The sequence below is a fragment of the Roseinatronobacter sp. S2 genome, assembly GCF_029581395.1.
GTDB lineage: Bacteria > Pseudomonadota > Alphaproteobacteria > Rhodobacterales > Rhodobacteraceae > Roseinatronobacter.
Genome location: NZ_CP121115.1, coordinates 326,549 through 340,070, shown reverse-complemented (window position 1 = coordinate 340,070; position 13,522 = coordinate 326,549). Strand labels below are relative to the sequence as shown.

The window sequence follows — 13,522 nt, the reverse complement described above, 5'->3', positions numbered from 1 at the left end:
CGCCAAAGCGGGGCGTAGCGGGCAAGGCGCGCTGGTGCAAACCCGCGCGCCAACCCTGCTCAGGGTGATCAGGTCTGGTGCGACCTGTCGCGAAGGGCCGGATACGCGCGGGGGCCTGCGGCACCCGACCCCGCCATCAGTTCTGCTCGGCCTCATCAGAACCGGGTTGATGGCGTTCGATTTGATCGCCCTTGTCAGAACCACCGGCTTTCTTACGGGCAGCCCCTTTCGCAGGTTCCGGCACATCGCGCGCGGGCGCTGCATCAGGTTTTGCATCGATTGCCGGTTGCGCAGACGCATGAAGCAGGTTCAGCGGTGGCGCGCTGCCATCTTTGTCCTGCCCCATGTAAAGGGTCATATGCGGGAACGGGATTTCAATGCCTGCCTCATCCAGCACCTGTTTCACAATCTCGGTATAGGCGCGCCCGACCGCCCATTGCATGCCGGGTTGTGTTTTGATCCGGCCCCGCACAACAACGGCGGAATCCCCCAGCGACACGATGCCCTGAATGTCCAGCGGCTCCAGTATCGCGTTTGCGTGCTCGCCCTCGGCCAGTATGTCATAGGCGCGATGCATAAGCCGCCGGACCTCGGATATATCTTCGCGATAGGCGACACCGATCTCGGCCACATGAAAGGCAAAGCCCTTCATGAAATTCGACACCATATCGACGGAACTGAACGGGATCAGGTGGTAGGTGCCGCTGACATCGCGCAGCCCGACAGACCGCACTGTCAGCTTTTCGACCACGCCGGTGGTGCCGCCTGCGGTCACAACATCCCCTTCATTCATGGCGTTTTCAAACTGGATGAAGGCGCCGGTGATAATATCCTGCACCAGTTTTTGCGCCCCAAACCCGATCGCCAGACCCAGCACACCCGCGCCGGCCAGCAAGGGCGCGATATTCACGCCCAGTTCAGCCAGCGTCAGCATGGATGCGATAATAATAAGCGCAATGGTCAGCGCATTGCGCAGCAACGCCAGAAGCGTGCGTTCGCGTGCGGTGGGAACGGTGCCCACAGCAGGGTTCAGGCGATATTCGACAAACGATGACAGGCCCAGCCAGACAGCCATCGCCATCAGCACCACGAACGCGGCCGACGCCAGCCGCCCGACAACATCGCGGCCCACCTCAGACGCGGCCCAGCTTAGGAAATCCATGAACTGCCAGCTTTGCGCAATCGAAATCAGCACCGCAATCACCACCAGAACCCGCACCACGCGCAGGATGCTGGGAACAAAGGCGTTCAGCCGGTCCTCCAGCAGGGGCAGTTTTGCGCGCAGGTCACCGGGAACCCGCATTCCGCCAGTGATTGCACGCGATATGAATGCCATCACAACCACACCGATGACGATCGCAATCACGGAATTCAGCGTTGCCATCAGCATGAATTGCAGCGCATCTGTGGGCCGCGTGACCCAGACAATGAACAGCGCCAGAAGATAGGCAATCGCCAACCAGTGCCAGACACCTGCCGCCATCGCCTCGGCACGGCCAATCATGTCGGCGGGGTCACGTTCATACCGTGCGCGCAATGCCGTCGCGACGGCATCACGGCTTTGCAGGATAATCAGCGTGGCAATGACCAGCGCGGTGACAACCAGCAAGATCAGCACGCTGTGCCCGACCGCAAATGACACGGCCGCATTGATGATGGGCACGACCAGCAGCGCGCCATATCCCAACAGGCTGACCAGACGCGATGTCCAGAAATACCAATAGGCCGCTGTTTCATCGCTCATGGGTGCAAAGCGCAGGTTTGCATAGCGCGGTGACAGAATGCCGCGCAGCACAACCTTGCTCATTTCAACAAGCAAGAACGCGTTCAGAAACAGGCTTTGGCGGAAATCCATGCTGCCCGCCTCGCCGGTGAACAGCGCGAAGCTGTAGCCCCCGCCCCATGCCAGCACGATGATAAGCGCATCAATCAGGCTGGACCCTGCAAGCCACACAACAGACAACAACCATCCGCCGCCCGTGCGCCGTGACATAGCGCCGAATATGCGCTGGCCGACACTGCGCAGCGCGAAGAACAAACCAATGGTCACCGCCATAACCAACGCCAGCGCAACCGCCGAGTCGGTCAGTTCGGTCCAGTTTACGCGGCTTTCACCTGTGAACAATCCCAGCAGGTCATTTGCGTTCCCCATCAGGGAAACGGCAATATTGGTGGCGTTTTCAGCCACATCGCGCGTCTGTTCGGCGATCTGGCGCGCAAACGACATCTCTGGTGGTGCATCTGGCGCAACCTGCATGGCTGCATCGCCATCTGTTTGTGCGGCTGATTCCAACTGCCGGATAAGGGTTTCGCGCGCATCATCATCGCGCAGGATGTCTGCCAGCATTCTGGCAACATCGCTGTCCGCCAAGGCACCGGACGTCTGGTTTGCGCCCTCTGTCGCGGTTTGTGCCAATGCGGGCAAGGTAAAGGCAAGCCAGAACAAAAGCACGCGCAGTAACATAGGGTCTCCTTGGTATTTGGCATCAGGACTTTAAGCCTAGTGCTTCCTTTAGAAATGTTAAATGAAAAATAGGTAATTTCGGTGCGGGGTGGCCATGGCAATGCTGTCCGGCGCGTTTAACACTGCCGCAATCATGGGCGATCTGGTCGCGGTGACGGACGCTGCGCCGGTCGCTGCGCAGGACGGGGCGCCTAAGGTCTTGCCGCTGCGGTTGAAATGATCCATCCATATGGCACATGATTGAGGGAAGTTTATTCCGACAACCGCTTGGCGCGCACGCCTCGCTCCCACAGCAGGAGAAACCATGAAACACCTTGCAAGCCTTGTCACCGGCGCGGCACTTTTTGCGACGACCGCCACCAGCGTTCTGGCTCAGGATATCACCTGGCGTTTCAACAACAATTATGCGCCGACCCGCCCTGAATCTGCGCATATCCGCAATCTGGCAGAAAATGTGGCAGAGTTTTCTGGCGGAAGCTTCACGATCAACGTGATCGAGGGGGGCGGCATGAACCTTCAGGACGCTGATGCGCTGCGCTGGATGCAGACCGGAACGCCCGAGATTGCCTTTATCTGGCCCACCTTCATTGGGCGTGATGCGCCGGATCTGGCGAACCTGTATGTCTATGGTTCGGTCTCGACCGCACAGGAACATCTGCGCGCACTCCCGGCCGTGCAGGATGCGCTGACCGAAGGGTTCGCGCAGCGTAATATTCCGGTGGTCGGTTTCATGGCGCTGCCTATCATCGACGCCTCTTTGTTCTGCCGGGAGCCGGTGCGCAATCTGGAAGAATTGCGCCGTGTCCGTCTGCGTGTCGGGTCGCGCGAACAGGTGGAAACCTTTAGTGCTTTGGGTGTGGCCGCGCAGATCATCCCGCAAAATGAACTGTATTCAGCCCTTCAGACCGGCGTTGTGGATTGCGCCCTTTATGCCGCGCGCTTTGCACGGTCCGTGTCGTTGCAGGAAGTTGCGCGGCATGCGGTCTATACCGGCTTTCCCTTCCCGCCCGCGCCCTATGCCATAGTTGCGCATTCCCGCAGTCTGGAGGCCCTGAGCGAAGATCACAGGCAGGCGCTGGACCGCGCGCTGGATGTTCTGGCAGAGGAATCCTTCCAGTTCGACGATGATGCCGCAGCAGAGGTCGCCGCCCGCGAAGACCTGACCGAAGCAGGCGTCACATGGTATGACGATTTCAATGCCGAGGATCAGGACGCCATCCGCGAGGCCGCAGCACAAACATGGCTGACCCTGTCCGAAGAAGGGGGTGAGGCCGCCGTAGGCTACCGCGCGCAGATCCTTGACCTGCTTGGTGACTGAGGCAGGCAGCACAGCCATGGAGCGCTTTGCCGCCGGAACAGACCGGGTGATCCTATGGGTCACCCGTGCCCTTGCCGCGATCGGGGCGGCCTGCGTGGCGGGAATGGCGGCGCTGGTCGTGATGGCCGTCATCATGCGCTATGCGGTGGGCGCACCCTTTGCCTTTACCGAAGAACTGGCGGGCCTGCTGATGGTCAGTTGCGTGTTTCTGGGAATGCCCTTCGTGCTGGCCACGCATGCCCATATCCGCGTAGGTCTGCTGTATGAAAACACTGGCGGCCGATTGCGCCGGGTTTTATGGGTTCTGGGCCAACTGGTTTTTCTGGCCTTTGCCGCGATCTTTTTTCGCGATGCGCTGGCCGATGCACGGTTTACGATTATGCTCAATCTGCGATCAGAGGTGGCGCGTATCCAGCTTGCGCCCTTCGTGATTGGCATGGCGGCGGGTGTTGCGATTGCGGGGCTGGTCGCGGCCTGGCAGATGCTGCGCCCCCCGCCGCAGAGTGTCTCGATGGCTGATGCACCGCCGGAGTTTGAAAAATGATCTGGTTGATGATGGGCGGCACGCTTCTGGGCACAGTGCTGACCGGCGCGGTGCTGGGGTCCGCGCTGGGTCTGACGGGGTTCGCGATCCTGCATTTCTGGTCTGGCGGGGCCACCAGCCTTGGGGTGCAGGCCGTCTGGAACACGTTCAACAGCTTCACCCTGACGGCCATTCCGCTGTTCATCCTGCTGGGCGAATTGTTGGTGGCGTCGGGGCTGGCGCGCAGTGTCTACCGCGCGATGTCACCCGTTTTTGCGCGGCTGCCGGGCGGATTGCTGCATACCAATATCGCGGTTTGCGGCATGTTCGGTGCGGTCAGCGGATCGTCCATGGCTGTGGCGGCGGCGGTGGGGTCGGTCGCCTATCCCGAACTGACGCGGCGCGGCTATGACCGTGCGGTGGTGGTTGGCAGTCTGGCGGGGGGCGGCACATTGGGGTTGTTGATCCCGCCCAGTCTGAGCTTGCTGATTTACGGTGCCTTTACCGAAACGTCGATTGGCCAGTTGTTTCTGGCGGGAATCCTGCCGGGCATGCTTGCGGCGCTTTTGTTCATGCTGTGGATTGCCTTTATGGTCTGGCGCACGCCCCGCCTTGCCCCCGAACCGAAGCCAGAGGTCAGCTTGGGCCGCGCGCTGTTGGGGTTGGGCCGGATCTGGCCGCTTCTGGCGCTGATCGGCGCTGTTCTGGGCAGTTTGTTCGCAGGGCTTGCCACGCCGACAGAATCTGCAGGCGTCGGGGTTGCTGCGGCCATTGTGATCGGTTTCTGGGCGGGCGATCTGACATGGCGCGGTGTTCTGGACGCGCTGATGAGCACCCTTGTCACCTTTTGCGTGATTGGTATGGTGTTCATGGGCGCGGTGGTGCTGGCGCAGTCCATCAGCGTGCTTGGTTTGCCGCAGCAATTGCTTCGCCAGATAACCGGACTGGGCATCAGCCCACTGGGTGTGCTGTTGATTATCGTGGCAGTCTATATTGTGCTGGGCACGGTTTTTGACGGGCTGTCGATGATGATTATGACCCTGCCCATTGTTTTCCCGCTTCTGGTGGGGCTGGGCTATGATCCGATCTGGCTGGGCGTGCTGATCACGCTTCTGATCGAGATTGGCATGCTGACACCGCCGGTTGGAATGAACATTTTCGTCTTGACCGGCATGACGGGCGGGCAGGTCAAGCTGGGGCAGGCCGCATGGGCGGCGTTGCCCTATTGGCTGGCACTTCTAAGCCTGATTGCGCTGATTGTGGCCTTTCCGGGACTGGTTTTGTGGCTGCCAAGCCTGATGATGCTGTAACCCGAAGGGGGAATTATGACTGCTCATCTTGACCGAAAGCGCGCCGAGACGCTGATGCAGGCCGCGGGGATGGACGCGTTGCTGCTGCTGTCGCCGGAAGCGTTTCGCCACGCCACTGGTGCTGCTGCGGGGGTGGCGACCATGTGGCGGCAGGCTGGCGCAGTGGCGGTGTTGGTGCCCGCCGATGCAAACCTGCCCGAAATGGCGGTGGCCAGCGACCTGTTTGCGCCATCCTTCCGGCGTGCAAGCCATATCGCTGATCTGCGAACCAGCCGCATCTGGGTCGAGGCCGCGACGGCCCCTGATCTGGACGCGCAGGGGGACGCAGCCGCCCAAATGCGCGCGCTTTGGCAGGCAGAGGGGCGCGGGGATACCTTCACCCGACCCACGACATTTGATGCGCGCACCACCTGGCAGCACCTGCGCGATGCATTGCGCGAACGCGGTTTGCAAGACGCCCGGATCGGGGTTGAAATGTCGGCCATCGCGGCCAGTGACTGGCCCGCATTGCAGGAACATCTGGCCCCGGCAGTGTTGGTTAATGGCATGCGGATCGCGCAGGAGTTGCGCGCGATTAAATCACCCGCCGAGATTGGATATCTGCGTCAAGCCGTAGGGCTGGCCGAACAGGGTATCGCGGCTGTGCGCGATGCGGTCGCATCCGGTGTCTTGCGCAGCGAACTGTCGCAGGCTTGGCAAACCGCGATCAGTACTGCTGCCGCTGGACTTCCGCTTACGGGAAGCTGGGAATACATCTCGGTCGGGGTCGATCCTTGGGGCGGTGATGCCCGGGCGCGTCCGGGCGATCTGATCAAGGTTGATGTCGGCTGCCTGATCGAGGGCTATACATCGGATACAGGGCGCAGTTTTGTCCTCGGCCAGCCCAATCGCGTGGCCTCGGAGATATATGCGGCACTGATGGCCGGGTTTGACGCCGGTTTTGCACGGCTGACCCCGGGCACACCGCTGTCCGAGGTCCACCGCATCACCACCGAAGCGATCACGGCACGCGGATTTGCCAGCTATGCACGCGGCCATTTTGGTCATAGTCTGGGCACGGGTCCGGGCAGCGAGGAATGGCCTTTCATTTCTGCCGATGCCGATATCTGCGTGACACCGGGCATGGTGCTGGCCTTTGAATGCCCTTGGTATATCACAGGGCTTGGTGGCTTCATCATCGAAGATCAGGTCGAGATTACCGAGGCTGGCCCAGTGTCGATGAACAGCCTGCCACGCGGGTTGATCACGCTTTGAATTTGGCGGTCGCGTCATCGCGCGGTCAGGGTTGGCGATGTTGTGGCGGTTTGTTGTTCTTCAGCCGCTGCTGCGTCGTCATGTGCAAGAGTGGTATCATGTCAGATCGAACCGCAAGGCTGGTTCATTCCGGTCTGAAGGGGACGTTGCGACTTGGACAACGCTCGCGCCAACGGTGGGCCGGGGTCTGCCGGTCCGACGTTCAAAGAATGCAGTTTATGCAAGCTGCATACTCCCAGGATCATAGGCTTGGCGTGTCACTGGCCAAATCGGCAGGCCGCGGGACGGCCCACCGATGGTGCGGCGGGCTGCGCCCTTTGCTCCGCACCTGTGGGTGATTGCTTCACGCCAGCACCACCCGACCGGATGCTCAGGGTCATGAAACACCAGATCAACGCGCCGATTGCCCCCGACGAACAGCAACGATAGTCTGGCGGTATGACGCGCCCCCTTGTAGACAATCGCACCGCCCGCAGGCTGTTTCTGGACAGACATCAGTTGCTGCGCCCGCAGACGGGCACCGGCAAGGCCCATGATCTGGACCGGCTGCTGCACGCGCTTGGTTTCGTGCAGGTCGACAGCGTCAACACGCTGGCGCGCGCGCATGACCTGATCCTGTGGTCCCGACAAGGTCAGTTTCGACCTCGCGCATTGATGCAGCTGGTCGCAGACCACCGGACGGCATTCGAGCATTGGACCCATGACGCCGCGATTATCCCGATGCAGTTTTACCCCATGTGGCGTTTGAAATTCGCGCGGGACGAGGCGCGGATGCGGGCACGCTGGCCGCAATGGCGCCGCGAAGGCTGGGACGCAGAAATTGATACCGTCCTTCAGCACGTCGCCGATAACGGCCCCACGTCGTCGCGCGATGTCGGCAGGGACGAGCAACGGGGATCTTCCGGCTGGTGGGACTGGCACCCGTCCAAGACAGCGCTGGAATTTCTGTGGAGATCCGGCAGACTGGCGGTCTGTCATCGTCAGGCGTTCCGGAAATTTTACGACCTGACCGAGCGCGTGATCCCGACCGGGCACCGATGCGACCGGCGGGAAGACGAAGAAATTGCAGATTGGGCCATGTCGCAGGCCCTCGACAGGCTCGGCTTTGGCACGAGTGGCGAATTAGCGGCCTTTTTCGAGATCGTAACGCGGGACGAGGCAAAAAACTGGTGCAAGAACGCACTCGCATCGGGTCGCATCATCGAAGTTGATATTGCTATGGCCGACGGCTCCCCGCGGCATAGTTTCACGACTGAAGCCACGCTTGATCACGCATCTTCCATGCCCGAACCTTCCACTCGGGTGCGTATTTTGTCTCCGTTCGAACCCGTCTTGCGCGACCGGTCGCGTGCAGAGCGCCTTTTCGGATTTCACTACCGCATTGAGATATTCGTTCCCGAAGCAAAAAGACAATATGGCTATTATGTCTTTCCGGTGTTGCAGGGCGATCGCGTGATTGGGCGCGTGGATGCAAAACGCACCGGACAAACCCTGACCGTCCGGGCATTCTGGCCTGAAGCAGGTGTCAAGATGGGCAAGGCGCGGACTGTCAGCATTGTGTCAGAGATGGACAGGGTCAAATACCTGGCAGATGCCAAGGTTGTAGAGTTCGCAAAAGGCTGGTTGCAGACATGACCGAGTGATGATTGATGCAGCCTGCGTCATCGTCGTTATCTGCCAGCAGTCAATCAGCATTCGGCGGTTTGCATATCAATCCGCAGCGCCAGTGTGGTTGCTGACCTGCCCAGCCGATATGAAGAACCGGATCGGGCGGCCAAACCCGGCGGCCGCCGTAGTTTCTGTTTGTTCAACAGGCGTAGATTCATGTTTTCATGCAGTTTCAGGACTGGCAGTTCAAATCTTGTGACCTGCTGCATGTCTTGATCGTGGTTTCGTCTGTAGCAGCTTCAAGTTGCCTGAAATTCATCGTATGTTTCACATGTTCAACACGAAGAAGGAACTTTCATGAGAGTTGCCGTTTACCTCCCCGCCGAAGACAAGACCCAGTGGTGGGTCGATATGCTGCAAGGGCTTCTGCCCGGTTGGGATGTCATGCCTTTGCACGACGTTGGCGACCCGGAGAGCATTGATTTCGCCGTGGTCTGGCGTCCGCGCACCGGCGATCTGGCCCGGTTTCCAAAACTTCGGGCTATTTTCTCGATTGGTGCGGGTATTGATCATGTTCTTGATGATGCGGCCCTGCCCAAGGGCATTCCGATTATCCGGACCGTGGGGTCTGATCTGACCCAAAGAATGCGGGAATATGTGGCATTGCATGTGTTGCGTCATCATCGCGACATGCCACGTCAGTTGCGCGCACAAGCGGAACGTGACTGGCACGCCATCGTTGTGCCGGTGGCTGGCCGTCGCACCGTCGGGGTGATGGGCTTGGGCAATCTTGGTGCGGTGGCGGCCCAAACGCTTGCCAGCCTTGGTTTTTCTACGCGTGGCTGGGCGCGGTCTGCGAAAATGATCGACGGGGTGGAATGTTACGCCGGTGTAGGGGAATTTGACGCTTTCCTTGATGGCTGCGAAATTCTTGTGAACCTTTTGCCCCTTACCGATGACACCAGAGGCATCATGAATGCAAAATTGTTTCACAGACTGCCGCAGGGTGCCTGTGTGATTAACTGCGCCCGCGGTCCGCATCTTGTGGATGGTGATCTTCTGGCGGCGCTGGACAGCGGACAGATCAGGCAGGCTACGCTTGATGTCTTTCATCAGGAACCCTTGCCAACGGATCATCCTTTCTGGACACATCCGGCGGTTACTGTAACGCCTCATGTCGCATCGCAGATTGATGCGGAAACCGGAGGGCAGATTATCGCCGCGAACCTTCTGGAATTTGCCAGAAGCGGGACCTGTGCTGATGTTGCGGATGCCGAACGGGGGTATTAGGCGCCTAGGCGTTGTATGTTGCGGGATACAACAGACGGGGTTCCGGTTCAGATGCTGAATGAAACACCGTCATCGGCCAGCCCCCCGCCAAGTGCTGAAACTGTCCCGTCGGCACGCCAGCAGGCGGCACCTGTCAGCAGACCGTCAGGCCCGAACACAATGGCATTCATGCCCCCGCCGATATGCGGAACCAGCCTGACATCGTGGCCTCTGGCACGCAGTGCGTCGGCATGATGGGCATAGCCGGGTTCAAGTTCAAGATGTGCCCCTTCGGTCCATAGGCGCGGCGCCTCGACGGCTTGTTGCGCGGTCATACCGTGATCAATCAGATTGACGATGGCCTGCATTGCTGATGGAAATATCCGCAACGCCCCTGGCAGCCCAAGGGCAAATCGCGGTTTTCCATCCCGAAGGACGATCATCGGTGCCATCGATGTCGGCACGCGCTTGCCCGGTTGGATCGACAGCGCCTTTCCGGGATGCGGGTCAAAGTTATACATGTAGTTGTTGGGAATAAACCCGGCGCCCGGCACCATGAACCGCGCCCCAAACAGACCGTTGATTGTATGCGTGGCTGAAACGATGTTGCCGTCCTTATCGGCAATTGTGATATGTGTCGTTGACTGGCTTTCATAGCCCCCCGGCGACAGAAGCTTTGCTGTGCCGGTGTCGCGCATACGGGCCTGACAGTCGCGGGCGTAGGCTTTTGAAATCAGGCGCTTCACCGGAATATCGACGAAATCAGGGTCACCCGATGCGGCGCGGCGGTCTTCGAAACCCACGCGGATCACCTCGGCCAGAATGTGCAGGCGGTCGGGATTGTCAAATCCCATGCCAGCCATATCGAAGCGTTCCAGCATATTCAGCATCTGCGCCACATGCACCCCGGATGACGCAGGGGGCGGCGGACCCGCGATGTCGAAACCCCGATAGCTTCCGAAAATGGCCTCTCGCTCGCGCAATTTGTAATGCCTCAGGTCGTCCATTGATACACTGCCATCCGTGCCCAGCCGGTCGACCAGTGCCTGACCTAATGCCCCCCCATAGAGGGCTGCGGCCCCCTCTCGGGCGATCAGGCGCAGGCTTTCGGCATAGTCGGACTGGATCAGCCTCTGCCCAGGTTGAACAGGTATGCCAGCGGGAAGGAACAGTGATGCGATTACCGGGTCTTTTGCCAGATCTTCGGCGTGACGCTCAATGTTTCTGCTCAGATATCCGGTCACGCGAAATCCGCTTGCGGCCAGGCGGATGGCAGGGGCGATCACGTCGGCAAATTCCAGAATGCCGTGCTGGTCGTGCATGCTGCACCACCCCGCCAGATTGCCGGGCACCGCCACCGCTGACGGCCCGACAAGATTGCGCCGTCCTTCCGTCTCCATATAGTCGGGCAGGGTATCGGACAGGGGGCGGAACATGTCGGGTGTGGCCGTGGCCCCCGCATGCGACATGCAGTCAATCACTGTATGCCTGCCATCCGCCAGTCGCAGATGCGCAATCCCGCCGCCTGCGATACCCACCATCATTGGTTCGACGACAGTTAAGGCCAGTAGCGCGGCAACAGCTGCATCGACTGCATTTCCACCCGCCGCCAGCATCTCGTGCCCTGCGGCCGAACCTAGCGGATGGTTTGTTACTACCATCCCGCCCTGACTGCTAGCCGGAGCCTTGCGACAAACAAACGGCAGCGCGGGCGATGTGGTCTTCTGGGTCATGTCCTTGGGTCCTTCTCAAGCCGGGGATGCCCCTTCTGTCATATGCAAAAAGGGTACTTGCGCTTCAAGCATCGCGACAAACGCACGGGCTGCTTCTGTCAATGGGCGGCGGGCAGGTTCCAGAAGATACAGGCTGCGCCACAAATCCAGACCCGCAACCGGAATGAAACAGATCTGTGGATCACGAAACAACATCACTGCGTTGCGCGGCAACAGCGCCACCCCCAGTCCTGCACGGATCATGCACAACTGGGCAATCGTGGAATGTGCCTGTAAACGCGGTGTCAGAAAGCCGCGCGGTATGTCGGGGCAGCCTGTGAGCAGGTGCTGCGTGCCTGTATTCGAATCCAGTCCGATCAGCATATCGGCGTCAAGATCATCAATTGGCACGGCATGTTTGGCAGCAAGCGCATGATCGGTGGAGCATGCCAGCCCGACCGGATCGCGCAAAATTGCACGCTGGCGCAGGTCGGGTGAATGCTGCGCCCGCCCGGCAACCGCCAGGTCCAGCCGCCCGTCTGATACCATTGTGGCCAAGGTTTCCGCAATATCGTCATGAAGCGTACAGCGCAGACCGGGTCGGTTGTGCAGAAAATCCAGCAGAATCGGGACCAGTAGTTCAGAAATTGCCGACGGTGATGCGCCCAGCAGAAGCGTGCCGTCCTCCAGCCCGGCGCTTTGACGCAATCTGCTGACCGCACGATCCATACCGTCCAGCAGCGGTTTGGTGTCGCGCAGAAAGTTCTCACCCAGTGGTGTAATGGCCGGTGGCCGGGTGCGCCGGTCGAAAAGGGGTGCACCGATGGTCATTTCCAGTTGCCGTATCACCTCTGACAGTGCCGAAGGAACAACGTTGAGCCGTTCCGCCGCCGCACTGAATGACCCTTCTGCTGCGACGGCATGAAGCGCGCGCAGATGACGGAGATTTAAGTTCATATTTTCTGATGCAATCTTCATCTTGTTCGTATATTATGACAATCATTCGCATGAATCAATAAATTCTGCCACTGAGAAAGAATTGCCTGTGCGAAGGGCTGCTGTCCAGCGACGCGCCTGCATTGAACTGGGCACACCCGATGTGGCAGCGGCAGTGTTGTCAGCAATAGGCGGGTATGAATCGGTCATTCGGGTGACCCCGCCGCTTATCCGCTGCCCGGCCGGGTATGATCCTCGACGGGCCTGCCTGCCGGACGGGCGGTTTGAATGGTGGCTGTGCGTTTCAGAACTGGTCAAGGCCAGGTGGCGTTGAACACAAATCCCGAGGTATGAAATGAGTGATGAACGACCAACCATGTTGCTGACCGGAGCCAGTCGGGGAATTGGTCACGCGACGGTCAAGCTGTTCCAGAAGAATGGCTGGCGGATCCTCACGGTTTCGCGCCAGCCATTCTCGCAAGATTGCGCGTGGCCAGAGGCCCGAGAGAGCCACATTCAGGCCGATCTGGCAGAAATTGATCAGATTGGTGAACTGGCGCGCGAAGTCCGCGCGCGATTATCGCATGGCAAGCTGCACGCGCTGGTCAATAATGCCGGCATCTCGCCCAAGGGGCCAGACCGGTCACGCTTGGGGCTTATGGGAACGGACGCGGAAATATGGACGCGGGTGCTGAATGTCAATCTGGTTTCGACCGCGCTTCTGGCCCGCGAATTGCTGCCCGAACTTGAGCGCGCGCGCGGGTCTATCGTCAATGTCACGTCGATCGCGGGGTCGCGCGTGCATCCCTTTGCCGGTGTTGCCTATGCAGCGTCAAAAGCGGCCCTTGCGGCACTGACGCGCGAGATGGCGCATGAATTTGGCCGCCGGGGTGTGCGCACCAATGCCATCGCGCCGGGCGAAATTGAAACCTCGATGCTGTCGCCGGGCACGGAAGAGTTGATCGCATCCGAGGTGCCGATGGGGCGGCTGGGGGACACGTCCGAAGTTGCCGCGACTATCCACTTCCTTTGCACGGAGGCTTCGTCCTACATTAACGGTGCCGAGATCCATATCAGCGGCGGCCAGCACGTCTGAGTTTCAGACGACGGATCGCGTGGCGCGCCAGT

11 protein-coding genes are annotated in these 13,522 nt (G+C 60.0%); 8 read left to right on the top strand and 3 right to left on the bottom strand.

Translation table 11 applies throughout. The features are described 5' to 3' along the window. Positions 1-136: 136 nt before the first annotated feature. Positions 137-2,464, bottom strand: coding sequence for a mechanosensitive ion channel domain-containing protein (locus P8S53_RS18370; RefSeq protein WP_277806766.1), 2,328 nt, complete (start codon positions 2,462-2,464; stop codon positions 137-139). 94 nt (positions 2,465-2,558) lie between these two features. On the opposite strand from P8S53_RS18370, the gene P8S53_RS18365 reads away from it, so the two are divergent. From P8S53_RS18365 to P8S53_RS18335, 7 genes are all read left to right on the top strand, one after another. After that, a complete protein-coding gene (locus tag P8S53_RS18365) occupies positions 2,559-2,684 on the top strand; it encodes a hypothetical protein (protein ID WP_277806765.1) in 126 nt (41 codons plus the stop codon). An 84-nt stretch (positions 2,685-2,768) separates the two neighbouring features. Continuing rightward, positions 2,769-3,782, top strand: a complete 1,014-nt coding sequence (gene dctP, locus P8S53_RS18360; RefSeq protein WP_277806764.1) for a TRAP transporter substrate-binding protein DctP — start codon at positions 2,769-2,771, stop codon at positions 3,780-3,782. A gap of 16 nt (positions 3,783-3,798) precedes the next feature. Then, positions 3,799-4,326, top strand: coding sequence for a TRAP transporter small permease (locus P8S53_RS18355; RefSeq protein ID WP_277806763.1), 528 nt, complete (start codon positions 3,799-3,801; stop codon positions 4,324-4,326). After that, complete coding sequence (locus P8S53_RS18350) at positions 4,323-5,615, top strand: TRAP transporter large permease (protein ID WP_277806762.1); 1,293 nt, start codon at positions 4,323-4,325, stop codon at positions 5,613-5,615. The genes P8S53_RS18355 and P8S53_RS18350 overlap by 4 nt, the downstream gene beginning before the upstream one ends. Positions 5,616-5,630: 15 nt before the next feature. Continuing rightward, complete coding sequence (locus tag P8S53_RS18345; RefSeq protein ID WP_277806761.1) at positions 5,631-6,869, top strand: M24 family metallopeptidase; 1,239 nt, start codon at positions 5,631-5,633, stop codon at positions 6,867-6,869. A 438-nt stretch (positions 6,870-7,307) separates the two neighbouring features. Beyond that, entirely contained in the window at positions 7,308-8,504 is a 1,197-nt protein-coding gene (locus tag P8S53_RS18340) for a winged helix-turn-helix domain-containing protein (RefSeq protein ID WP_277806760.1), read from the top strand. Positions 8,505-8,834: 330 nt separating this feature from the next. Then, positions 8,835-9,767, top strand: coding sequence for a glyoxylate/hydroxypyruvate reductase A (locus P8S53_RS18335; RefSeq protein WP_277806759.1), 933 nt, complete (start codon positions 8,835-8,837; stop codon positions 9,765-9,767). Positions 9,768-9,814: 47 nt separating this feature from the next. Here P8S53_RS18335 and ggt read toward each other — a convergent pair whose 3' ends face one another. Then, on the bottom strand, positions 9,815-11,407 hold the full coding sequence (ggt, locus tag P8S53_RS18330) for a gamma-glutamyltransferase (protein WP_277806758.1): 1,593 nt from the start codon (positions 11,405-11,407) through the stop codon (positions 9,815-9,817). A gap of 87 nt (positions 11,408-11,494) precedes the next feature. After that, positions 11,495-12,415 (bottom strand): LysR family transcriptional regulator, encoded by a 921-nt coding sequence (locus tag P8S53_RS18325; RefSeq protein WP_277806757.1) that lies wholly within the window; start codon positions 12,413-12,415, stop codon positions 11,495-11,497. A 334-nt stretch (positions 12,416-12,749) separates the two neighbouring features. Between P8S53_RS18325 and P8S53_RS18320 the strand changes: the two genes are divergently transcribed. Further along, the gene (locus P8S53_RS18320) at positions 12,750-13,490 is read left to right on the top strand and encodes an SDR family NAD(P)-dependent oxidoreductase (RefSeq protein ID WP_277806756.1); all 741 of its coding nucleotides are present in this window, start codon (positions 12,750-12,752) and stop codon (positions 13,488-13,490) included. Positions 13,491-13,522 lie beyond the last annotated feature (32 nt).